Here is a 23,735-nt window from a genome sequence, read left to right on the forward strand (position 1 = left end):
TGCGTCTTAACCATCCTAGTCTGATACATCAGTCACCGGGTAGCGGCGTGCCGAACACCCGGAGCAGCCGCTCGGCCTTCCAGCCGGTCTCGGCGTACTCGTCCTCGGCGGTCGAGTGGATGGTGATCCCGCCTCCGGTACCGAGCTCCCAGGAGCCGTCGCCGGTGGTGGTGAGACTCCGGATCACGACGCCGAGATCGGCCCGGCCGTCGGGCGCGATCCAGCCGAAGGCGCCGGAGTACACGCCGCGGGCGGTGGTCTCGACGCGCCCGATGATCTCCATGGTGCGCAGCTTCGGCGCACCCGTCATCGAGCCGGCCGGGAAGAGGGCGCGCAGCGCTCCGACGCCGGTGACGTCGTCGCGCAGCCGGCCGCGCACGGTCGTCACGAGCTGGTGGACCGACGCGTACGACTCGACCGCCATCAGCGAGGGGACCGTCACCGAGCCGGGTTCGCATACCATCGCCAGGTCGTTGCGCAGGAGGTCGACGATCATCAGGTTCTCGGCGCGGAACCGCGGGTTCGAGGCCAGGTCGCGGCGCAGCTCGTCGTCCTCGGCGGCGCTCCTCCCGCGCGGCGTGGTGCCCTTGATCGGCCGGGTCTCGATCATCCGGTCGCGGTCGATCGTGGCGTAGCGCTCGGGCGAGGAGCTGAGCAGCCGGAAGCCGTGGTGCTGGATGAAGCCCGCGTACGGGGCGGGGTTGAGGTCGCGGAGCCGCAGGTACGCGACGGCCGGGTCGACATCGTCCTGCACCTCGATCCGGTGGGTCAGGTTCACCTCGTACGTGTTGCCGGCCCGCAGCTCCCGCTGCACCTCGTCGAAGGCTCGTGCGTAGGCGTCCGGGGTCTGGCCGGCGGGCCGCGCCGGCCGGTGTCGCGCCGGACCGGCGGCGGGCGACGCCGGCGGGTCGACCGGGGTCGCGTGCCGCGTACGCATCCAGATCGCGTCGGGCATCGCGGGCTGTCCGGACCGGTGTGCCCTGGCCGGGAGGTCCGGGCGACAGGCGTAGCCGAGGTAGCCCACCCAGATCTCGTCCGGTGGCGTGCGAGCGAGCTCGTCCTCGAGGACCGTGAAGATGTCCGTGCCAACCAGCCCGGCCTCTCCGCCGGCATGTCGGCGCACCTCGCGCCGAGCGGCGTCGTAGGTGAGCGAGACGTCGTCGTCGCGCAGAGCGCCCATGATCGGCCGGTGGGCGGCCCCGTCCCCGGGGCCGGCGTCCAGCCAGAAGCAGCGCGGACGGGTACTCGCCATCTCGGCGAACAGGTCCGCGGTGGTCGCTGCCATCGCCTGGGTCATGCGTCCACTTCCTGAAAGTCAACGTATCGACAACTAGTATATCAGTGTTAGGGTTCCGGCCATGTCGGATCGCGGGAGCAGGGTTCTGCGGCTGTTCAGCCCCCGGAGGTCGAGTGCTGCGGTGCTCGGCCCGGGCGCCGCGCTGCTCGACCTCGGTCTGACTGTCGCCGAGAACGCGCCGCCCGTCGTGACCCATGTCCCGGCGGTCCGCGCCGGGGCGCTCGTCTTCACCTCGGGGCAGCTGCCGATCCGCGACGGCGAGCTCATCGCCCGCGGCCGGGTGGGCGACACCCTCGGTCTCGCCGACGGCCAGGCGTGTGCGCAATGGTGCGCGCTCAACGCGCTGGCCGCGATCAAGTCCGAGATCGGCGATCTCGGGCAGGTGAAGCGCATCGTCAAGGTCGTGGCGTACGTCGCCTCCGGCCCGCTCTTCACCGACCAGGCTCTGGTGGCCAACGGCGCCTCGGAGCTTCTCGGCAAGGTGTTCGGCGACGCCGGGCGACATGCGCGCTCCGCGGTCGGGGTCTCGGTGCTGCCCCTGGATGCGCCGGTCGAGCTCGAGCTCGTCGTCGAGATCTGACCCTTGCCCGGTGTGATGCATCACATATAAGGTGACTAGTATATCAGCGTCTGACCGCGTAGCGCCCCACTGAAGTGCCGCCACCCGGAGCCTCGATGGCACCGACAGATGCTGCTCATCCCAAGAGCTCTCGATCGGAGTGCGTCATGAGATCATCTGCAGGTAGCGGAGACCTTTCCGCGGTGGCATCCTCGCGCCACAAGGCCCTCGGCCAGAACGGGGCGACCCATCCGGCCCTCGACTGTCCTCCCGAGGAGGCGGCCAAGAACGCCGGGGGGCTCGACCGCGTCGTCTTCGGCGTGACCGCCGTCATCGCGGTCGGCTTCCTGGCCTGGGGCTTCGTCAGCACCGATTCGCTGGCCGCGGTGTCGGGGAAGTCGCTGTCCTGGGTGATGGCCAACCTCGGGTGGCTCTTCGTCACCGCGGCCTCGACCTTCGTCGGGTTCGTGCTGTGGCTGGCGTTCGGCAAGTTCGGCAACATCCCGCTCGGCCGTGACGGCGAGGAGCCCGAGTTCCGCACGGTCTCGTGGGTCACGATGATGTTCAGCGCCGGCATGGGGATCGGCCTGATCTTCTACGGCGTCAGCGAGCCGATCAGCCACTACGTCTCGCCTCCGCCGGGCGCCGTCGGCGACGGTCAGTCCGAGAAGATCCAGACGGCCATGGCCACGACCCTCTTCCACTGGGGCATCCACCCCTGGGCGATCTACGCCCTGGTCGGGCTCGCGATCGCCTACAGCGTCTTCCGCAAGGGCCGCGGTCTGCTCATCAGCTCGGTGTTCGAGCCGATCCTCGGGCGTCACGCGCACGGCGCCGGCGGGAAGGTCATCGACATGCTCGCGATCTTCGCGACCCTCTTCGGGTCGGCCGCGTCGCTGGGCCTGGGCGCGCTCCAGATCCGCAGCGGGCTCGAGATCGTCGGCGGTCTCGGCAGGACCGGCAACGGCATCCTGGTCGCGATCATCGCCGTGCTCACGGTCGGGTTCGTCTTCTCGGCGGTCTCGGGTGTGGCCAAGGGGATCCAGTGGCTCTCCAACATCAACATGGTGCTCGCCGTCGGCCTCGCCCTGTTCGTCTTCGTGGCCGGTCCGACCGTGTTCATCCTCAGCCTGGTGCCGACCACGGTCGGCAGCTACTTCCAGGAGGTGGCGATGATGTCGGCGCGTACGTCGGCCGAAGGTTCCGAGACCGCCTCCTGGCTGTCGAGCTGGACGGTCTTCTACTGGGCCTGGTGGCTCTCCTGGACGCCGTTCGTCGGCATGTTCATCGCGCGGATCTCGCGGGGCCGGACCATCCGTCAGTTCGTGACCGGCGTGCTGCTGGTGCCGTCGCTGGTCAGCCTGGCCTGGTTCGCGATCTTCGGCGGTGCGGCCATCGACCTCCAGCAGGGCGGCGTGGACATCGCCGGCGCCGGCGGCGTCGAGACCCAGCTGTTCACCACCCTCGAGTCCTTCCCCCTCGCCACGGTGGCCAGCGTGGTGGTCATGATCCTGGTCGCTCTCTTCTTCGTCTCGGGCGCCGACGCGGCCTCGATCGTCATGGCGACGCTCTCCGAGCGCGGTTCCATCGAGCCGGGGAAGCCGACCGTCATCTTCTGGGGCGTCGCCACCGGTGCGGTCGCCGCGGTGATGCTCCTGGTCGGTGGCTCCGACGCGCTGAGCGGGCTGCAGACCATCACGATCGTCGCCGCCGTGCCGTTCGTGCTGGTCATGATCGCGCTGTGCGTGTCCCTGGTGAAGGACCTGCGGGAGGACCCGCTGGTCGTGCGTGCCGAGTACGCCTCCAGAGCCGTCGAGCAGGCCGTCGTCTACGGCGTCTCGGAGCACGGTGACGACTTCGTCATCAGGGTCTCCCGCGATCCCGACGCGCCCGCCGACGAATCGGCCGGCGAATCGGCCGGCGAGCCGGCCGACGAGCTCGACGACGAGCTCGACGAGCTGGTCGAGGAGGCCGAGCTGCCCAGGTCGGCCGGCTAGCACGAGTTCTGAAGGAGCGGTTGTGGTGAAGCGAGACGCGGACGGCGCGTACTCCGTGGAGGATCCGGTGGACGCGCTCAGCGTCACCGAGCCGAAGACCTGGGCCGCCGGTGTGCCGGCGGTGCGGAAGGCGATCGAGTACTCGCTGACGCAGACCTCGGTGCGGCGTACGGCGTTGACGTTGCTGAACCTCAACCAGACCGGCGGGATGGACTGCCCGGGCTGCGCATGGCCGGAGCCCGGGCACCGGCACCGGAACGAGTACTGCGAGAACGGTGCCAAGCACATCGCCGACGAGGCGACCTCGCGCCGGGTGACGCGGGAGTTCTTCGCGCAGCACTCGATCGCGGAGCTCGATGGGAGGTCGGACTACTGGCTCAACCAACAGGGCCGGCTGACCGAGCCGATGGTCAAGCGGCCCGGGGCGACCCACTACGAGCCGATCACCTGGGACGACGCGTTCCGGACCATCGGCGAGGAGCTCAACGGCCTGGACTCTCCCGACGAGGCGATGTTCTACGTCTCGGGCAGGCTCAACAACGAGGCCGCCTTCCTGCTCCAGCTCTTCGCCCGGGCGTACGGCACCAACAACCTGCCGGACTGCTCGAACATGTGCCACGAGTCGAGCGGCTCGGCGCTGAACGAGACGCTCGGGATCGGCAAGGGCAGCGTGCAGCTCGAGGACATCTACAGCGCGGACCTGGTGTTCGTCGTCGGGCAGAACCCGGGCACGAACCACCCGCGGATGCTCTCGGCGCTGGAGGAGACCAAGCAGCGCGGTGGCAGGGTGATCGCGGTGAACACGCTGCCCGAGGCGGGCCTGATGCGGTTCAAGAACCCGCAGAAGGTCCGCGGCGTGGTGGGCCGTGGCACCGAGATCGCCGACCAGTTCCTGCAGATCCGCCCCGGCGGTGATCTCGCGCTGTTCCAGATGCTCAACCGCCGTCTGCTCGAGGCCGACCAGGAGGCCGGCGGCGGCGTGCTCGACTGGGAGTACATCGCCGAGTACACGACCGGGTTCTACGCCTTCGCGGAGCACGCCCGCACCATCACCTGGAAGGAAGCGCTCGAGGCCACCGGGTTGACCCGGGAGGAGATCGAGGCGGTCCACGAGCAGGTGCTGGCCAGCCGCTCGGTCATCGTCTGCTGGGCGATGGGGCTGACCCAGCACAAGCACGGGGTGCCGACGATCCGCGAGGTGGTCAACTTCCTGATGCTGCGCGGCAACATCGGCAAGCCCGGCGCGGGCGTCTGCCCGGTCCGCGGCCACTCCAACGTGCAGGGCGACCGGACGATGGGCATCTGGGAGAAGATGCCCGACTCCTTCCTCGACGCGCTCGGCGCCGAGTTCGGGTTCGACCCGCCGCGCAGGCGCGGGTACGACTCGGTCGACGGTGTGCGCGCGATGCGGGACGGGCGGGCGAAGGTCTTCATGGGCGTCGCCGGCAACTTCGTCCGGGCGATCTCGGACAGCGACGTCGCCGAGGCCGCACTCAGGAAGTGCCGGCTGACGGTCCAGGTCTCCACCAAGCTCAACCGCTCCCACACGGTGGTCGGCGAGACGGCTCTGATCCTGCCCACGCTGGGCCGCAGCGACATCGACGTCCAGGCGAGCGGCGAGCAGTTCGTCACCGTCGAGGACTCGATGAGCGCCGTGCACGCCACCCGCGGCAAGCTCCCGCCGGCCTCGGAGAGCCTGCTGAGCGAGGTCGCGATCGTCTCGCGTCTGGCGAAGGCCACGATCGGTGACCGCCACGGCATCCGCTGGGCGGACTTCGAGGCCGACTACGCCCGGGTCCGGGACCGGATCGCCCGGGTCGTGCCGGGGTTCGAGGACTTCAACGAGCGGATCAAGGACCCGAAGGGCTTCGTGCTCCCGAACCCGGTCAACTCCGGTGTCTACCGCACCCCGAGCGGCAAGGCGGTCTTCACCCGCAACGACCTGACCTGGCTGGAGGCCCCGCCGGGCCATCTGATCCTGCAGACGCTGCGCTCCCACGACCAGTGGAACACCATCCCGTACGCCATGGACGACCGCTACCGCGGCATCCACCACGCGCGTCGCATCGTCATGGTCAACCCGGCCGACATCGCCGAGCTCGGGCTGGCCGACGGTGACCGCGTCGACATCGTCGGGGTCTGGGAGGACGGCGTGGAGCGGCGGGCGCCCGGGTTCACCCTGGTCGCCTATCCGGCGAGCCGTGGGTCGGCGGCTGCGTACTATCCGGAGACGAACGTCCTGGTGCCGCTCGACAGCGTCGCCGAGGGGAGCAACACCCCGACGTCGAAGGGGGTCGTGGTTCGGCTCGAGCGCGCCGGAGCGGAGTCCGGCTGACGCGCAGCATGGCTGTAGATTCGTACTCGTGAAGAGGCCTCGAAGTTCCTACCGCTCACCTGCGTTCGACACGAGGGGTGAGCGGGCCTGATGGACAGCCAGACATTCCTCGCGCTCGGGCTGGTGCTGGTCTTCGTGCTGGTCGGCGGCGTCTTCGCCGCGACCGAGCTGGCGCTCGTGTCTCTGCGGGAGAGCCAGCTGGCGGCCATGGAGAGGCAGGGGTCTCGTGGAGCGCGGGTGGCCGAGGTGGCGCGCAACCCCAACCGCTTCCTGGCCGCGGTGCAGATCGGGGTCACCGTCGCGGGTTTCCTCTCCGCTGCCTACGGCGGCTCGACGATCGCTCCGGACGTCGCGCCCTACCTCGAGCGCCTCGGCATGGGGGAGGCGCTCGCCGAGACCACGGCGCTGATCGTGCTGACCCTGTTCATCGCCTACCTCTCCCTGGTGCTGGGCGAGCTGGTGCCCAAGCGGCTGGCGCTGCAGAAGGCCGCCGGCATCTCGCTGGCCGTGGCGCCCGTGCTGGACCGGTTCGCCAGCGTGATGCGGCCGGTGATCTGGCTGCTGTCGGTCTCCACCGACGCCGTCGTACGCCTGCTCGGGGGTGACCCCAAGGCCTCGGCCGAGGAGGTCTCGGAGGAGGAGCTGCGCGAGATGGTCTCGACCAACCGGGACCTCGAGGAGGACGAGCGCCGGATCCTCCGCGACGTCTTCGCCACCACCGAGACGACGCTGAAGGAGGTGATGCGCCCGCGCGGCGACGTCACCTTCATGCCGGCCTCGATGCCGCTTCCCGAGGCGGCCGAGACGGTCCGCGACCTGCCCTACTCCCGCTACCCGGTCACCGGTGAGGGCTTCGACGACATCCTCGGGTTCCTGCACGTACGCGACCTGCTCGGTGTCGCCGCGACCGACCAGCGCACGATCCGCGACATCTGCCGTCCGGTGCTGGCGCTGCCCGGGAGCAAGCGGGTGATCCCGTCGGTCGCCACGATGCGCGAGGGCGGCACCCACCTGGCGATGGTCGTGGACGAGTACGGCGGCACCGACGGCATCGTGACCCTGGAGGACCTCGTCGAAGAGATGATCGGCGACATCCAGGACGAGTACGACCACGGCGAGGCGCGCATCCGTGACTACGGCGACCTGTCCCGGGTCGACGGAGCGATGACCATCGAGGACTTCGCGGACACCACCGGTATCGAGCTCGAGGACGGTGGCTACGAGACCGTCGCGGGCTACCTCATCTCGCGGCTGGGCCACATCCCGCAGGTCGGTGAGGTGCTGGCTCTTCCGGGCGTCACCTTGGAGGTGGCCGCCCGGAACGGCAACCGGGTCACCGAGATCGCGCTGCACCCCGAGGCGACACCTCCGGCACCGGAGTGAGGACGGTCCCGTCGGCGAGCCACCGGTCGAGGTTGTCCAGGGTCAGCTGCTCCATGGCCGCGCGGGTCTCGACGGTCCCGCTGGCCAGGTGGGGGAGGAGCACCACGTTGTCGAGGTGCATCAGCTCTTCGGGGACCTCGGGCTCATCGGTGTAGACGTCGAGGCCGGCGCCGGCGAGTCGGCGCTCGAGCAGCAGCTCGACCAGCGCGTCCTGGTCCACCACGGAGCCGCGCGCGATGTTGACGAGGTAGCCCTCGGGCCCGAGGGCCTCGAGGACCGTGCGGTCGACGAGGTGCTGCGTACCGCTGCCGCCGGAGGTGGCGAGCACCAGGATGTCGACGTCGGCGGCGAGCTCGGCGGGGGAGGCGGCGTAGGCGTAGCGGGAGCCGGGCACCTCGCGACGGGAGTGGTAGGAGACCGGGCAGCCGAACGCCTCGAAGCGGGTCGCGATCGCCCGGCCGATCCGGCCCAGGCCGAGGATGCCGACCCGCTTGCCCGAGACCCTGCGGGTCAGCGGATAGGCGCCGACCCGCGGCCAGTCGCCGCGGCGTACGAACCGGTCGGCGGCGCTGAGCCCGCGCAGGGTGTCGATGGCGAGGCCGATCGCGGTGTCGGCCACGCAGTCGGTCAGCACGTCGGGGGTGTTGGCGACCAGCACCCCGCGCGCGGCCGCGGCCCCGACGTCGGTGGTGTCGTAGCCGACCCCGAAGTTGATGACGGCACCGAGCGCGGGCAGCTGCGCCATCAGGTCGGCCGGTACGCCGGTGCGTCCCGTCGTCACCACGGCACCGATCGAGGCGCCGTGCTCGGCGAGGAACGCGGCCCGGGTGTCGTCGTCGGGGAGAGCCAGGGCGTCGTACGTCTCGGTGAGGGTCGCGGCCAGCGACGGCTTGAGCGGTCCCACCTGGAGGATGCGGCGGTTCACGGATTTCTCCTCGAGGCTTCGACGACATCGGGATCCCGAGGCTAGGTCGGGACCGTGATGCGCGTCCAACATCAGGACGGCATCGACCGATGCGGCAGGGGCATGGCGTCGGCCGGCCTGCTACTCGCTCACGACCTGGGTGGCGGGGGCATCGGGTTCCGGTCCGGGACCGGTACGCAGCCGCTTCTGCCATGCCTGCTGGTCCCAGGTCGCGGGCTCGGTGTCGTGGATGAACTGCTCGACGACCTTCGTGAACCGTTCGGGGTCGGACCGGAAGGGGAAGTGGCCCGCGCCGTGGAACACCTCGAGCGCGGCCAGGGGAAGTGCCGCCTGCGCCTGCGCGGCGTGGCGGTAGGGGATGACACCGTCGCGGTCGCCCCAGATCATCAGCATCGGGACGTCCGAGGCCAGATAGCTGCGGTCGAGCATCGTGACGACCTGGCCGTGCCAGTCGACGACGGCGCGCAGGGTCCGGGCGAACGCCTGGCGGGAGGGGCCGTCGGGCAGCGCGTCGACGATCCTGGTCAGGTCCGGGGCGTCGACGCCGAGGTCGTGGTCGACGCGGCGCAGCAGGGCGAGGGCGGTGGACACCGCGGGCCGCGAGATCGGCAGCCGCAGCAGCTTGAGCAGCTCCGGGGCCAACGGCAGGGTCGCGAGTCGCAGCCAGGTCGAGACACTCCGTCCGGAGCCGCCGTTGGAGACCAGCACGATCCGCTCGACCAGCTGCGGGTACTGGTAGGCGAGCTGCATCGCGATGCCGCCGCCGAGCGAGTGCCCGACCAGGGTGACCCGCTCCACGTCCAGCACCGCCAGCAGGTCGCGCATGCCGTTGGCGAACCCGCCGATCGAGTAGTCGGCGCGTGGCTTGTCGGAGTCGCCGTGCCCGAGGAGGTCCGGAGCGATGACGAGATGGTTCTCGGCGAACAGGGGAAGCACCTCGTCCCACGTGCGCGAGCTGTCGCCGATCCCGTGGATGAACATGATCGCGGAGCCCTCTCCGCCGATGCGGTACGCACGTCGGTAACCGTGGACCACCCGGGACTGCTGCTCTATCGCCCGCGTCATGATCGCACGCTAGTCGCCACGGATTTCGAGCATGTTGCAGCCACGCCGGTGGCCGGACGTGACGGGGCCGCCCGGTGAACCGGACGGCCCCGCGGTGGGGTGGGAGTGGGGGATCAGGGATCGATCACGATGGTGCAGGTGATCGTCCGCGGCGACGGGTCGATCGCGATGCCCTCGTGGGTCACCGTGTCGTCCCAGCCGCTCGCCGTGCCGGTGTCCGGCGTGGTGCCGGTGTTCTCGCAGGTCAGCGACGTCAGGCTGGTCTCGCCGGAGCCGCCGTCACGGAAGTTGACCTGGATGTCGGCGAGCGGCGCGTTGGTGAACGTCGCGACCGCCGCACCGGTCGGCTGGTTGTCGGTGCAGTTGGTGCCGGTGACCACGGTGACGGTCTGTGCACCTCCGGGGGCGTCGGCGTATCCGGGCGGCGGCGACGTCTCGGTGACGTCGTAGTCGCCCAGCGAGAGGCCGGAGACGCAGACCTCGCCGACGTCGGGATCCTCGTCACCGGTGCCGTTGTCGGTCACGCTGGTGCCGTCGTAGGAGAAGACCGCTCCGGCGTTGGCGACCGCTCCGCCCTTGGTGCTGTTCTTCAGGATCTTCAGTGCTCCGAGCTGGAGCTGGTTGGTGTAGGTGCAGTCGAGCACGTCGGTGTCACTGTCGATCGCGAAGGTCACGGTCGCGCCGTTGATGCTCGGCGTGACCCCCGTGCTGGCATTGCAGTTCACACTGACGAACGCCCAGTTCGTCGGGATCACGTCCTCGACGACCGTGTAGCCGCTGCCGAAGAGGACGGTCTTGCCGTAGTCCTTGACCCCGTCGTCCTTGAGCGTGAACGTGTTCGCCGAGCTGGGGTCGGTGCCGAACGACTTCGTGTAGCCGAAGTCGGTCGAGTTCGGGTCCTCGTCGGGCTGCGTCTGCTTGCGGATGATGACCTGGCCGCAGTTCTGCAGGTTGATCCCGACCGGTGCCACGAAGTCCTTCAGCTGCGAGGTGAAGGAGTCCGAGGAACGGCTCTTCAGCATCGCGCTGCCGAACGAGGTGCACTTGTTGGGCTGGAACAGGAGCCGCAGGTCGATCTGCGCCTCACCGAAGGTCCGTGCCTGCTTCGACCCGGAGGCGATCAGCCCGTCGGACTCCGCGGCCGGGATGGTCGAGGAGTTGATCGTGCCGGCCGCGCACGGGGCGCCGCCACAGGTGGCGGAGGGGACGTCCAGGTCGGTGGTCGGACCCCAGGCGGAGCCGGTCCACCGGCGTGCGGTGATGTCGGCGCGGGAGCCACCTTGGTCGATGGCGTACTCGATGAGCAGGTCACCGACGGTGCGGACGACGTTGGGGCCGGTGGCGCACTTGGTGCTGGACTGGTTGAACTCGAAGTCCATCAGCGTGGTGCCGCTCGGGTCGCTGACCCGGCTCCAGGCGAGGTTCAGGAACCCGGGGTGGGACCCGGTGCCGGCCTCCCGGTAGACGTGGAAGCTCAGCAGGTCGCTCTTGTTCGGCGGGATCGAGTCGGTCACCTCGCTCGGACAGGAGGTGTCCTCCTTGACGCCGCCGGCGTAGGAGTTGTCGCCGGTGCCGTTGACCTTGTCGGTCGCGCGGATCTCGTTGACGCCCGCCCAGTCGGTGGACGGTGATGGGTCGTCGACCTTGAGGTTGGCGTCGACGTCGATCTCGAAGTTGCTGCCGGCGAGGCTGGCCTCGGGGTGGGACGCCGAGGCGCCGGAGGAGACGAGTGTGGTGACGACGAGGGCGGTGGCGCTGAGCGCCGCCAGCTTCTTGATGAACCTCGGCTTTCGGGCGCGAGGCATGAGTGGGCTCGGTATCGAGCGCATGGCGTGTCCCCTTTCAGAGACCTCGCGGTCGCTGTCTACGTGGGATGGTGGGTCCGCTCCCAGATGCGGGCTCCCGTCGGCGCGTGCGGCTGCGGCCTGGACGGATCGATTTCTTCAGAGGCTCAGGGCATCGGCTGGGGGCTCGATGCTCGGTCCTCGTGATTCGATCGTTATCCCGCCCGGGGTATCAGCGCATGCCGAAGATCGGGTAACTGCTGTAGGCGCCCGGGCTGAGGCCCACCGTCGCGTGGTCGGCCGGTTCGCCGACATACTCGTCCTACGCCCCGACCCCCGCACGAAGGAGCACCCATGGAGCCCGACGAGTTCGACGCGATCCTCGACGCCGTCCGCGCGTTCGTCCGCAAGGAGGTCGTCACGGCCGAGGACGAGATCGAGGAGACCGATCAGATCCCCGACCGGCTCCGGCAGCAGGCCGCGGCGATGGGGCTGTTCGGCTACGCCATCCCGGAGGAGTACGGCGGTCTCGGCTTCACCATGTCGGAGGAGGTGCGGCTGGCGATGGAGCTCGGCTGGACGACGCCGGCGTTCCGGTCGATGTTCGGCACCAACAACGGCATCGCCGGCCAGGTGCTGGTCAACTGCGGCACCGAGCGGCAGAAGCAGCAGTACCTGCCGGGGCTGGCCAGCGGCGAGCTGGTGGCCTCGTTCGCGCTGACCGAGCCGGAGGCCGGCTCCGACCCGAGCGGGCTGCGCACGCGCGCGGTGCGTGCGGGTGATGCGTACGTCATCAACGGGCAGAAGCGCTTCATCACCAATGCGATCTGGGCCGATCTGCTGATGGTCTTCGCCCGCACGGGCGACCTCGCCGAGGGCGCGAAGAACATCTCGGTGTTCGTGGTGCCGACCGACACCCCGGGCGTCACCATCGGCCCGCGCGACCACAAGATGGGCCAGCGCGGCTCGGTGACCTCGGAGATCTTCCTCGACGGCGTCCGGGTGCCCGCCGAGAACCTGGTCGGCGAGGTCGAGGGCGAGGGCTTCTCCGCGGCGATGCGGTCGCTGGCCAAGGGCCGGCTGCACATCGCCGCGCTCACCGTCGGCCTGGCCGACCGGCTGATCGAGGAGAGCCTGCGCCACGCCACGACCAACAGCCAGGGCGGCCAGAAGCTCGCGGAGTTCCAGCTGATCCAGGCCATGCTCGCGGAGAGCCGGACCGAGGCGTACGCCGGTCGCGCGATGGTGCTCGAGGCCGCCCGCAGCTGGGACGACGGCAGCGACCGCCGCACGGCGCCGTCGCTGTGCAAGCTGTTCTGTACCGAGGCGGTCGACCGGATCGCCGACCGTGCGGTCCAGATCCACGGCGGCCTGGGCTACATGCGAGAGGTGCCGGTCGAGCGGTTCTACCGCGACGCGCGGCTGTTCCGGCTCTACGAGGGCACCAGCGAGATCCAGAAGCTGATCATCGCCAAGCAGATGGTCAAGGAGTTCCAGGGGTGACCTCTGGGCGCTCCGGGCTGCCTCCCCGGAGCGCCGGCGCCACGACTTCACCGACACCTGACCAGGGAGGTTGTCCGGCGGCCCCATCCGCGCAAGGCTTCAGGCATGACGTCGCCGCTGGTCCGGGTCCACTCGCTGACGACACGTGTCGAGGCGCCGCTCGAGGAGGTTTTCGAGTGGCATCGGCGTCCGGGAGCGATCCACCGGCTGATGCCGCCGTGGACGCCCGGGAAGGTGCGGGTCGAGGCGACCGACCTGGCCGACGGCACCGCGGTGCTCTCGCTCGGCCGCGGCGTCGACTGGGTGGCTCGCCACGACCCCGATTCCTATGACCCGCCGCTGCTGTTCACCGACCGGCTCGCCTCGCTGCGCCCGCTGTCGTGGACCCATCGGCACGAGTTCGCCGCCTCCGGCGACGCCACGCTGGTCACCGACCGGATCGAGACCAACGTGCTCGGGAAGATGGTGGACCGGATGCTCGGCTACCGCCACGCCCAGCTGACCGCCGACCTGGCCGCCCACCACCGGACGTACGCAGCGGGCAAGAGCCTCACCGTCGCGGTCACCGGATCGAGCGGGACCGTCGGGCGCGCCCTGGTCCCGTTTCTCACCACCGGCGGGCATCGGGTGATCAGGCTGGTCCGGCATGCGCCGGAAGGTGAGGACGAGCGTCGCTGGGACCCGTCCGCGCCCGCACCGGATCTCCTCGACGGCGTCGACGCGGTCGTCCATCTGGCGGGGGCGTCCATCGCCGGCCGCTTCACCCAGGCGCACAAGGCGGCCATCCGCGACTCCCGGATCGAGCCGACCCGACGGCTGGCGGAGGTGGCGGCCCGCAGCGGCGTACCGACCTTCGTGAGCGCCTCCGCGATCGGGATCTACGGCGCCGACCGGGGTGACGAGGTCCTCACCGAGACCTCGGCGCCGGGCGCGGGATTCCTCGCCGACGTGGTCGCCGACTGGGAGGACGCGAGCCGGGTCGACGGGCCGCGGGTGGTGAACGTGCGGACCGGGATCGTGCAGACGCCCGCCGGCGGAGCGCTGCGGCTGCAGCGACCGCTCTTCGCGGCCGGTCTGGGCGGGCGGCTCGGGAGCGGCGAGCAGTGGCTGAGCTGGATCGGCATCGACGACCTGGTCGACATCTACCACCGCGCGCTCCTCGACGAGACGCTGGACGGTCCGGTCAACGCGGTCGCGCCCGAGCCGGTCACCGGCCGGGTCTACGCGCAGACCCTCGCGCACGTCCTCCACCGGCCCGCGCTCCTGCCCACGCCGGCCCTCGGTCCGCGGCTCCTGCTCGGCAAGGAGGGGGCCGAGGAGATGGCGCTGGCCAGCCAGCGGGTCGAGCCGGCCGCGCTCGGGAGCGACCACGAGTTCCGCCACCCCACGCTGGAGGCGGCGCTGCGTCACGTGCTCGGGCGATGAGGCGCGGGCCCCGCCGTCGAGCAGCAGCCCCGCCCGATGGCCCGCATGCAGCTCCGGGGCCGCTCAGGGCGTCGGCAGCGCAACCCGGGTGAGGCGCTCGGAGACCTCCCACAGCCGTGCGGCGTCCTCGGCGCTGACCATCGGCCGGTAGAGCGTCTGCTCAGCGGGCGCGCCGCCGAGGTTCCCCGGCCCGCTCGGGCCGTACATCCGGCCGCCAGTGGCCTCGGGCGACGTCGCGGCCAGCAGCGCGGGAAGGGCGGCGGTCTCGGGGGTGCCCAGCAGGATCCCGCGGGCCGAGAGCCAGCGGATCATGCGTACGGAGAAGGTGTCGGTCGTACGTCCGATCTCGGGTCGCGCGGCCAGCAGGTTGGTCGGGGCGACGCCGGGGTGGGAGAGATTGCTGGTGATGCCCCAGCCGCCCGCCCGGCTGCGCCGGTCCAGCTCCAGGCCGAAGAGGCCGACGGCGACCTTGGACTGGCTGTAGGCCCTCATGACGTTGTAGCTCTGCTCCCAGTTGGGGTCGTCCCAGTTGATCGCGCCCCGCCTCGCGGCGATGCTGACCTGGGACGTCACCCGAGCCTGCCCGGCCCGCAGCAGGGGCAGGATCTTGGCGACGAGGGCGAAGTGGCCGAGGTGGTTGGTGCCGAGCTGGAGCTCGAACCCGTCGGCGGTCGTCTGCCGCTCCGGCGGGGTCATCACGCCGGCGTTGTTGATCATCACGTGGAACGGCTGGTCCTCGCCCAGCAGCATCTCGGAGAGCGCCGCCACCGACGCCAGCGAGGACAGGTCGAGGTCGCGCAGCGATACGCTCGCCTCCGGGACCTGCTCGCGGATCGTGGCCAGCGCCTTCTTGCCCTTGGCGGCGTTGCGTACGGGCATGACGACCTCGGCCCCGGCTGCCGCCAGCCGGGTGGCCATCACCAGCCCCATGCCGTCACTGGCTCCGGTGACCAGGGCTCGTCGGCCGGACAGGTCCGGGATCGTGATGTCGATGGGTCGGCGTGGCATCGGGCTGCTCCTTCAGAAGGGCTCTGGGGTCGAATCCATCCTCGGTCGCCCCTCGGCATCTATCCAGGGTCTGCCGATCCCAGCCTCCGGAGACCGCGCATGGGACCGGCGCCGGGCGGGTACGTCGGCAGGGTGAGCAGACGGGAGCTCGACCTGGTGCGGCGGCTGCTGGACGCCGCCGGCACCACGTACTCCGAGGAGGCCGGCATCCGGCTCCGGGACAAGCCGTCGCCGCTCTACCGGCTGCTCGTCCTGGCGATGCTCTCCTCGACCCGGATCACGGCCGACATCGCGGTCGCCGCGGCGCGCGAGCTCTCGGCCGCCGGTTGGCGTACGCCGCACCGGCTGCTCGACTCCACCTGGCAGCAGCGCGTGGACGCCCTCGGGCGGGCGCACTACCGCCGTTACGACGAGAGCACCGCGACCAAGCTCGAGGAGCAGGCGCAGTGGCTGCTCGACACCCACCGCGGTGACCTCCGCCGGCTCCGTCCCACGTCCCGCGACGACGCCGACGCGTTGATCGACGCGCTCACCTCGTCACCCCGCATCGGCCCGGTCGGAGCCCGGATCTTCTGTCGCGAGGTGCAGGACGTGTGGCCCGCGCTGTCACCCTTCCTCGACGGTCCGCTCCTGGAGCAGGCCGGGGAGCTCGGCCTGCCCGAGGACCCGGACGAGCTCGCCTCGCTGGTCCCCGACGGGCGCTGCGCCCCGCTCGCGGCAGCGCTCACCCGAGCGCGTCACGGGCTTCCCGATCTCGAGGTGAGCTGAGGGCCTCCCACCCGTCCTGGGTGATCCCGCTTAGGATCACCGCATGGTTCACGGGGAGTCGAAGAACGCGCCGAGCATGGCGGATGTGGCGGCCCGGGCAGGGGTCTCGCACCAGACCGTGTCCCGGGTGGTCAACGGCTCCGATGCCGTACGCGGCGACACCCGCGACCGGGTGCTGGCGGCGATCGAGGAGCTGGGCTACCGGCGCAACAAGTCGGCGCGGGCTCTGGTGACGCGGCGGTCCGGTCGACTGGGCCTGCTCTACTCCCAGCCGCACCTGTACGGGCCGGGCACGTTGGCCGCCTCGGTGCACCAGGCCGGCCAGCGGGCCGGCTACGACATCATCCTGAGCCCGGTGCCGCACCTGGACGCCACCTCGGCGGAGGGGGCGATCGAGGCGCTGCTCGACGACGCGGTCGAGGCCGTGCTCCTCGGCGTCTCCCACCAGTCGCTGGAGGACCTGGTCGCCCAGATCGCGTCCACCGTCGAGGTCGTGATGATCCACAGCGACCCGCCGGAGGGGGTGCGCTCGGTGGGGATCGACCAGCGCGCCGGAGCCGTGCTGGCCACGCAGTATCTGCTGGACCTCGGCCACCGCACCATCGCCCACGTGGCCGGTCCGGTCGGCTGGATCGACGCAGGACAGCGCCGGGAGGGCTGGCTGGCCGCGCTCCGCGACGCCGACGCCCGACCGGGCCCGGAGATCTTCGGTGACTGGTCGAGCCGCAGCGGCTACGAGGCCGGTGCCGCGATCGCCCGGGATCCGTCGGTCACCGCGGTCTTCGCGGCCAACGACTCGATGGCGCTCGGGGTGATCCGGGCGCTCCACGAGGCCGGCCGCCGGGTCCCGCAGGACGTGAGCGTCGTCGGCTTCGACGACGTCCCGGACGCGGCGTACCTGTGGCCGCCGCTGACCACCGTCCGGCAGGACTTCGCGTCGCTGGGCGAGCTCGCCGTCGAGGTGGCCACGAAGGCCATCGCCGAGGGCACCGTCGAGGTGCCGCCGCTGTTGCAGCCCGAGCTGGTCGTGCGGTCCTCGGCTGCCCACAGGCCGAGCTGATCGATACCGCCGAGGCGTCACGAACGTCGGCCGAGACGTCACCCAGGTCGGGCGAGGAGTCACTCAGGTCGGGCGAGGTGGCACTGCGACGCCAACTCGGCCGACGGCGCTGACGTCTCGGCCGACGGGGCTGACGTCTCGGCAGGCTCTTCGGGGAACCACGAGGTAACTCCCGCGTAATATGTTAGCGTTCACATCGCCTCGAACCCCACCCCGAGCCGTCGGGCAGAAACGGAGCCGTGATGACGCAGCGAGCTGGCCAGCTGCCTGACCCCGAAGAGACCGCGCTCGGCATCGAGCTGGGCTCCACCAACATCAAGGCGTGCCTGATCGGGCCCGACCACGCGCCCCTCGCGACCGGGTCCCACCTGTGGGAGAACGAGCTCGCCGACGGCCTGTGGACCTACTCGCTCGAGGCGGTCTGGGCGGGCGTCCAGGGTGCGGTCGCCGCCCTCGGGGACGAGGTCGAGCGCCGCTACGGCTCCCGGCCGACGACCTTCGGGGCGATCGGGGTCTCGGCGATGATGCACGGCTACCTCGCCTTCGACGAGGCCGGCGAGCTGCTGGTGCCGTTCCGCACCTGGCGCAACACCAACACCGCCGTCGCCGCCGCCGAGCTGTCGCAGACCTTCGGCACCAACATCCCGCTGCGCTGGTCGGTCGCCCATCTCTACCAGGCGGTCCTCGACAACGAGCCCCACCTGTCCCGGATCGCCTCGCTGACCACCCTCGCGGGCTACGTCCACCGGACGCTGACCGGCGAGCACGTGCTCGGCGTCGGCGACGCGTCCGGGATGTTCCCCATCGACCCTGCGACCGGGACCTACGACCAGCGGATGCTCGAGCAGGCCGGTCACCTGGCCGCCGCCAAGCACCCGGGCCTACGCCTCGAGGGGCTGCTCCCGCGGGTCCTCCCGGCAGGCGCCGAGGCCGGCCGGCTCACCCCCGAGGGCGCGGCGCTGCTCGACCCCACCGGCACGCTCCGGCCGGGCATCCCGCTGTGCCCGCCCGAGGGCGATGCCGGCACCGGGATGGTCGCCACCAACTCGGTGGCCCAGCGCACCGGCAACGTCAGCGCCGGCACCTCGATCTTCGCGATGGTCGTCCTCGAGGAGCCGCTCGCCACCGTCCACCACGCCATCGACATCGTCACCACCCCGGCCGGTGACCCGGTCGCGATGGTGCACTGCAACAACGGCGCCAGCGAGCTCGACGCCTGGGCCGGCGTCTTCGGCGAGTTCGCCGCCGCGCTCGGCCACCCCTGCGAGCCCGACGCCGTCTTCGGCGCCCTGCTCACCGCCGCCCTGAAGGGCTCGCCCGACGGCGGCGGGCTGCTGGCCTACAACTACCTGGCCGGCGAGCCGATCACCGGTCTCGACGAGGGCCGCCCGCTGTTCGTACGCACCCCCGGCAGCCGTCTCGACCTCGCCGGGTTCGCCCGTGCCCAGGTCTACGGCGTCTTCGGCACCCTCGCCCTCGGCATGCGCGTGCTCGCCGACCAGGGCGTCGAGATCGACGCGATGTTCGCCCACGGCGGCCTGTTCCGCACCGCGGGCGTCGCCCAGCGGCTGCTCGCTGCGGCCACCGGCGCCCCGGTCGCCGTCGGCCGCACCGCCGGCGAGGGCGGTGCCTGGGGGATCGCGGTCCTGGCGGCGTACGCCCGGGCGGCCTCGGCCGGCAGCGACCTCGCCCTGAGCGCCTACCTCGCCGAGCGCGTCTTCGGCGACATCGACCTCGAGGTCGTCGAGCCGGACGCCGCCGACCTCGTCGGGTTCCGGGCCTACCTCGAGCGCTACGAGACCGGCCTGGACATCGAGCGTGCCGCCGTGGCCGCGCTCGCCGCCAAGCCAGAGAACACAGAAGAAGGAGACCAGTGATGACGGGCGTCCCCACCGCTCTTCGCGCCGCCGTCGACGAAGCCAAGGAGCGCGTCGCCGCGCTGCACGCCGAGCTGCCCCGCTGGGAGCTGGTCGTGTGGACCGCCGGGAACGTCTCCGAGCGGGTGCCGAACCCCGACGGCGAGGACCTGCTGGTCATCAAGCCCTCGGGAGTCGCCTACGACGACATCACCGCCGAGGCGATGGTCGTGTGCGACCTGGCCGGCGACCTCGTCGAGGGCGACCGGTCGCCGTCCTCGGACACCGCCGCCCATGCGTACGTCTATGCCAACATGCCCGAGGTCGGGGGCGTGGTCCACACCCACTCCACCTATGCCACCGCCTGGGCGGCCCGCGGGGAGGAGATCCCCTGCGTGCTCACGATGATGGCCGACGAGTTCGGCGGGCCGATCCCGGTCGGCCCGTTCGCGATCATCGGCGACGACTCGATCGGCCGCGGCATCGTGGAGACCCTGCGCGAGTCGCGGAGCCCGGCGGTGCTGATGCGCAACCACGGCCCGTTCACGATCGGCAAGGACGCCCGCGCCGCCGTCAAGGCCGCGGTGATGTGCGAGGAGGTCGCCCGCACGGTGCACATCGCGCGCCAGCTCGGCCAGCCGCTGCCGATCGACCAGCGCCACGTCGACTCCCTCTACGACCGCTACCAGAACGTCTACGGCCAGCACTGAGCTGCGCCGTCCTCGAACCACACCCAGCACTGGAAGGACCCCCACATGAGCATGCCCACAGCGCCGAAACCCTATGGCGACCGCGAGGTCTGGTTCTTCACCGGCAGCCAGGACCTCTACGGCGAGGAGACCCTTCGCCAGGTGGCCGAGCAGTCCCAGGAGGTCGCCCGCGCACTGGACGCCTCCTCGGACGTACCGGCGAAGGTCGTGTGGAAGCCCGTCCTGAAGGACTCCGCGGCCATCCGCCGCGCGATGCTCGAGGCCAACTCCGACGACAACGTCCTCGGCGTCATCACCTGGATGCACACCTTCAGCCCGGCCAAGATGTGGATCGCCGGTCTCGACACCCTGCAGAAGCCGCTGCTGCACCTGCACACCCAGGCCAACGTCGAGCTCCCCTGGTCGGAGATCGACATGGACTTCATGAACCTCAACCAGGCCGCCCACGGCGACCGCGAGTACGCCTACATCGCCACCCGCCTCGGCGTCGCCCGCACCACCGTCGTCGGCCACGTCTCCAACCCGGCGGTCACCCGCCGCGTCGGCACCTGGGTCCGCGGCGCCGCCGGCTGGGACGCCACCCATGGGCTCAACCTGGTCCGCTTCGGCGACAACATGCGCAACGTCGCGGTCACCGAGGGTGACAAGACCGAGGCAGAGCTGCGCTTCGGCGTCTCGGTCAACACCTGGGGCGTCAACGACCTGGTGGCCGCCGTCGAGGCCGTCGACGAGGCCGCCGTGGACGCGCTCGTCGCCGAGTACGAGGACCTCTACGACGTGGTCCCCGAGCTCCGCAAGGGCGGCGAACGCCACGAGTCCTTGAGGTATGCCGCCCGTCAGGAGATCGCCATGGAGGCGTTCCTGGTGGAGCGGGACGCGAAGGCGTTCACCACCAACTTCGAGGACCTCGGCGGCCTGCGCCAGCTCCCCGGCATCGCCGTGCAGCGGTTGATGAGCAAGGGCTACGGCTTCGGCGCCGAGGGTGACTGGAAGACCGCGGTGCTGGTGCGTGCCGCCAAGGTGATGGGGGAGGGGCTGCCCGGCGGCGCCTCCCTGATGGAGGACTACACCTACGACCTCACGCCCGGCGCGGAGGTCATCCTGGGCGCCCACATGCTCGAGATCTGCCCCTCGCTGACCACCTCCACCCCGCGGGTCGAGATCCACCCGCTCGGGATCGGCGACCGCGAGGACCCGGTCCGGATGGTCTTCGACGCCGACTCGGTCGAGGGTGCCGTGGTGGTGTCCCTGGCCGACATGCGCGACCGCTTCCGGTTGACCGCCAACGTCGTCGACGTCGTTCCGCCGACCGAGGCCCTGCCGAACCTCCCGGTCGCCCGGGCCGTGTGGACCCCGCGCCCCGACTTCGCGACCTCGGCCGAGGCCTGGCTGACCGCCGGCGGCGCACACCACACGGTGATGTCGACCGCCGCCGGGATCGAGGCCTTCGAGGTCTTCGCGAACATCGCCCGCACCGAGCTGCTGGTCATCGACGAGTCCACCACCCGGCGCGGCTTCGCCGACCAGGTGCGCTGGAACCAGGTGTTCTACCGGGTCGCCCAGGGGCTCTGACGCCATCCGTCGAGGAGCTCGGCCTCGCGGGTCGGCGAGATGCCGGTGACGTACGCATCGGGGGTGGCCTGCAGCCAGGCGAGGGCGTCGCGGGCGGTCTCGGCGATCGGGCGGGTGGTGAGGCCGGCTGCCATGGCCGAGGTGGTGTCGTGGGCGAGCATCCCGTCGTACTCGGGGCGAGGGAGCCACAGCGGGATCGAGCCGGGGCCTGACCAGGGGTCGACGTCGTTCGCCTGGAGGAAGTCCTGGGGGAGCCAGCTCCAGGTCGGGGCGGTGCCGACGCCGCTCGCGGTCTCGGTGAGCAGGGTGCTGATCGGCATCGACGGACCGGTGGCGTCAAAGGTGCCGTCCACCCGGTTGGTGGCGCAGCGGAGGATCCAGTCCGCCAGGTCGCGTACGTCGATGACCTGGGTGCTGTCGTCGGGCGAGCCGGGAGCGAGGATCTCGCCGCCGGCTTCCAGGCGCCGCGGCCAGTAGGAGTACCGGCCGCTGGGGTCTCCTGGGCCCACGATCAGGCCGGGGCGGACGATGGTGGCTGAGGCCGCACCGGCGCGGACGAGCTCCTCGCAGGCGACCTTCATCGAGCCGTACGCATCGGGGTCGTCATCCTCGATGTCGTCCGTCGCCGGAGCGAGGACAGGGAGCGAGTCCGGAGTGCCGCCGGGGGTGCTGTGGTCGGCGTACACGCTGATGGTCGAGACGAAGACCCAGTGGGCCTCGCTGAAGGCGCCGACGGCAGAGCGAACCCACGAGGGAATCCGGGCCACGTCGACGACCGCGTCGAACTTCGCAGTCGTCAGGGTGGAGGGAGGTGTCTCGGTGCGGTCCCACGGCACCAGCTCCGCGCCCTCGGGCACGGTCCCCGACCGGCCGCGCGCTGCGCAGACCACCTCGTGACCGCTGCGTACCGCCGACTCCGCCACTGCGCGGGAGAGGAAGACCGTGCCGCCGAGCACCAGGATTCGCATGAGGACACGCAATCACCGCGAACACCACGCGGCAAGCGGTTCTGCTGCAGGCAGATCCTCGAGACCGGAAGACCGATCACAGCCCGCACCGCGCTGTCCGACTCACAGCATCTTGCGAGGGTTCATCACCCCGTCGGGGTCGATCGCCTGCTTCACGGCGCGCAGGAGGTCGACCTCGACACCCGTCTTGTACGCAGCCGCCGCATCTCGCTTGAGCGCGCCGATGCCGTGCTCGGCGGAGATGCTGCCACCGAGCGCGGTGACGGCGTCGTAGACGATCCGGGTCAGGGCGGCGGCCTCCCGCCTCAGCGCCGGGTCGTCGCCGACGGGCGCGGAGATGTTGTAGTGCAGGTTGCCGTCCCCGATGTGGCCGTACGTCACCAGCCGCAGCCCCGGCAGCGCGGCGAGGAGCGCGGGGCCGGCCTCGGCGACGAACCGGGGCAGGGCCGTGATCGGGACGGTGACGTCGTGCTTGAGGGTCGCCCCCTCGCTCTTCTGGGCCTCCGAGACCCCTTCGCGCAGCGCCCACAGCGACTCGCGCTGGGCGGGACTGCCGGCGACGACCGCATCGAGAAGAAGCCCGTGCGAGGCTGCTGCCTCGAGCGCCGACTCGAGGCGCTCGTCGACGTCGGCGGAGGTGCCGGCGAGCTCGACGAGGCCGTACCACTCGTGCCGGTCCGCGAACGGGTCACGGGCTCCGGGCAGGTGGGCCAGGACCAGGTCGAGCGCCTGGCGCCCGAGCAGCTCCCAGGTGGACAGCTGGCCACCGCCGTGCTCGCGGAGCAGCGGAAGCAGTGCGGTGGCGGCCTCGACCGACTCGAGCGCCACGAACGCGGTCGCCCGGCGCGGTGTCGCGGGCAACAGTCGCAGCACCGCCGCCGTGACCACGCCGAGGGTGCCCTCGGAGCCGATGAAGAGCTGCTTGAGGTCGTAGCCGGTGTTGTCCTTGCGCAGCGGGCGCAGCCCGTCCCAGACCCGGCCGTCGGGGAGCACGACCTCGAGGCCGAGCACCAGGTCGCGCATCATCCCGTAGCGCAGCACGGCGGTGCCGCCGGCGTTGGTGGCGATCGTGCCACCGATGGTGCACGAGCCCTCCGAGCCGAGCGAGAGCGGGAAGAGCCGCCCGGCGGCCGCGGCCGCCTCCTGCACGGTCGCCAGCGGGGTGCCGGCCTCGACGGTTAGCGTGTCGGCGACGGGATCGACCTCCCGGACGCGCCGCATCCGGCCGAGCGAGAGCACGACCTGGTCGCCGGCGGAGTCGGGCACGCCGCCGCCGACGAGGCCGGTGTTGCCACCCTGCGGGACGACCCCGACCCCTGCCGCGCCGCACAGCCGGACGACCGTCGCCACCTCCGCGGTCGAGGCCGGGCGCACCACCGCGAGGGCGGTGCCGGTGAAGACGCCGGTCCAGTCGGTGACGTACGCCGCCATGTCGGCCGGGTCGGTCAGCACGGCGCTCTCGCCCAGGGCGGTGCGCAGGTCGTGGACGAGGTCGGTCATCGGGTGCTCCTCGGGTCGGG

At 71.1% G+C, this 23,735-nt stretch carries 18 protein-coding genes; 11 read left to right on the forward strand and 7 right to left on the reverse strand.

From position 1 onward, the window contains the following. Nucleotides 1-28: 28 nt before the first annotated feature. Nucleotides 29-1,297: an anthranilate synthase component I family protein gene (locus HD557_RS05985; protein WP_196873225.1), complete on the reverse strand. Its 1,269-nt coding sequence runs from the start codon at nucleotides 1,295-1,297 to the stop codon at nucleotides 29-31. A gap of 121 nt (nucleotides 1,298-1,418) precedes the next feature. Between HD557_RS05985 and HD557_RS05990 the strand changes: the two genes are divergently transcribed. The 4 genes from HD557_RS05990 (at nucleotide 1,419) to HD557_RS06005 (ending at nucleotide 7,571) form a co-directional block, all read left to right on the forward strand. Then, complete coding sequence (locus tag HD557_RS05990; RefSeq protein ID WP_196876310.1) at nucleotides 1,419-1,877, forward strand: RidA family protein; 459 nt, start codon at nucleotides 1,419-1,421, stop codon at nucleotides 1,875-1,877. A 182-nt stretch (nucleotides 1,878-2,059) separates the two neighbouring features. Next, the gene (locus tag HD557_RS05995; protein ID WP_196873226.1) at nucleotides 2,060-3,853 is read left to right on the forward strand and encodes a BCCT family transporter; all 1,794 of its coding nucleotides are present in this window, start codon (nucleotides 2,060-2,062) and stop codon (nucleotides 3,851-3,853) included. 25 nt (nucleotides 3,854-3,878) lie between these two features. Beyond that, nucleotides 3,879-6,188, forward strand: a complete 2,310-nt coding sequence (locus HD557_RS06000) for an FdhF/YdeP family oxidoreductase (protein WP_196873227.1) — start codon at nucleotides 3,879-3,881, stop codon at nucleotides 6,186-6,188. Between the two features lie 90 nt (nucleotides 6,189-6,278). Next, nucleotides 6,279-7,571, forward strand: a complete 1,293-nt coding sequence (locus HD557_RS06005; RefSeq protein ID WP_008362261.1) for a hemolysin family protein — start codon at nucleotides 6,279-6,281, stop codon at nucleotides 7,569-7,571. On the opposite strand, the gene HD557_RS06010 is transcribed toward HD557_RS06005, so the two are convergent. The 3 genes from HD557_RS06010 to HD557_RS06020 form a co-directional block, all read right to left on the reverse strand. After that, nucleotides 7,522-8,496: a 2-hydroxyacid dehydrogenase gene (locus HD557_RS06010; protein ID WP_196873228.1), complete on the reverse strand. Its 975-nt coding sequence runs from the start codon at nucleotides 8,494-8,496 to the stop codon at nucleotides 7,522-7,524. The genes HD557_RS06005 and HD557_RS06010 overlap by 50 nt on opposite strands. 120 nt (nucleotides 8,497-8,616) lie before the next feature. Beyond that, nucleotides 8,617-9,561 (reverse strand): alpha/beta fold hydrolase, encoded by a 945-nt coding sequence (locus HD557_RS06015; RefSeq protein ID WP_008362264.1) that lies wholly within the window; start codon nucleotides 9,559-9,561, stop codon nucleotides 8,617-8,619. Between the two features lie 113 nt (nucleotides 9,562-9,674). Then, nucleotides 9,675-11,366, reverse strand: a complete 1,692-nt coding sequence (locus tag HD557_RS06020) for an MSCRAMM family protein (RefSeq protein ID WP_040756618.1) — start codon at nucleotides 11,364-11,366, stop codon at nucleotides 9,675-9,677. Nucleotides 11,367-11,699: 333 nt separating this feature from the next. Between HD557_RS06020 and HD557_RS06025 the strand changes: the two genes are divergently transcribed. Both HD557_RS06025 and HD557_RS06030 read left to right on the forward strand, forming a co-directional pair. Next, a complete protein-coding gene (locus tag HD557_RS06025; RefSeq protein WP_008362267.1) occupies nucleotides 11,700-12,848 on the forward strand; it encodes an acyl-CoA dehydrogenase family protein in 1,149 nt (382 codons plus the stop codon). Between the two features lie 105 nt (nucleotides 12,849-12,953). After that, a complete protein-coding gene (locus HD557_RS06030) occupies nucleotides 12,954-14,273 on the forward strand; it encodes a TIGR01777 family oxidoreductase (protein ID WP_196873229.1) in 1,320 nt (439 codons plus the stop codon). Between the two features lie 63 nt (nucleotides 14,274-14,336). Here HD557_RS06030 and HD557_RS06035 read toward each other — a convergent pair whose 3' ends face one another. Further along, on the reverse strand, nucleotides 14,337-15,281 hold the full coding sequence (locus HD557_RS06035) for an SDR family oxidoreductase (protein WP_196873230.1): 945 nt from the start codon (nucleotides 15,279-15,281) through the stop codon (nucleotides 14,337-14,339). Nucleotides 15,282-15,413: 132 nt separating this feature from the next. Between HD557_RS06035 and HD557_RS06040 the strand changes: the two genes are divergently transcribed. From HD557_RS06040 to araA, 5 genes are all read left to right on the forward strand, one after another. Beyond that, nucleotides 15,414-16,049, forward strand: coding sequence for an endonuclease (locus HD557_RS06040; RefSeq protein ID WP_231380194.1), 636 nt, complete (start codon nucleotides 15,414-15,416; stop codon nucleotides 16,047-16,049). Between the two features lie 43 nt (nucleotides 16,050-16,092). After that, nucleotides 16,093-17,109, forward strand: a complete 1,017-nt coding sequence (locus HD557_RS06045) for a LacI family DNA-binding transcriptional regulator (protein WP_008362271.1) — start codon at nucleotides 16,093-16,095, stop codon at nucleotides 17,107-17,109. Between the two features lie 242 nt (nucleotides 17,110-17,351). Beyond that, a complete protein-coding gene (locus HD557_RS06050) occupies nucleotides 17,352-18,986 on the forward strand; it encodes a xylulokinase (RefSeq protein WP_196873231.1) in 1,635 nt (544 codons plus the stop codon). Next, nucleotides 18,986-19,675, forward strand: coding sequence for an L-ribulose-5-phosphate 4-epimerase (locus HD557_RS06055; protein ID WP_196873232.1), 690 nt, complete (start codon nucleotides 18,986-18,988; stop codon nucleotides 19,673-19,675). Before HD557_RS06050 ends, HD557_RS06055 begins: the two co-directional genes overlap by 1 nt. Nucleotides 19,676-19,720: 45 nt before the next feature. Then, nucleotides 19,721-21,247 (forward strand): L-arabinose isomerase, encoded by a 1,527-nt coding sequence (gene araA / locus HD557_RS06060; RefSeq protein ID WP_008362273.1) that lies wholly within the window; start codon nucleotides 19,721-19,723, stop codon nucleotides 21,245-21,247. On the opposite strand, the gene HD557_RS06065 is transcribed toward araA, so the two are convergent. Together HD557_RS06065 and HD557_RS06070 are read right to left on the reverse strand one after the other, a co-directional pair. Next, nucleotides 21,223-22,215, reverse strand: coding sequence for an NAD-dependent epimerase/dehydratase family protein (locus HD557_RS06065; RefSeq protein WP_196873233.1), 993 nt, complete (start codon nucleotides 22,213-22,215; stop codon nucleotides 21,223-21,225). The two genes, araA and HD557_RS06065, sit on opposite strands and share 25 nt — an antisense overlap. Nucleotides 22,216-22,317: 102 nt before the next feature. Further along, a complete protein-coding gene (locus tag HD557_RS06070; protein WP_196873234.1) occupies nucleotides 22,318-23,715 on the reverse strand; it encodes an FAD-binding oxidoreductase in 1,398 nt (465 codons plus the stop codon). Nucleotides 23,716-23,735 lie beyond the last annotated feature (20 nt).

The organism is Nocardioides luteus (assembly GCF_015752315.1).
Classification (GTDB): domain Bacteria; phylum Actinomycetota; class Actinomycetes; order Propionibacteriales; family Nocardioidaceae; genus Nocardioides.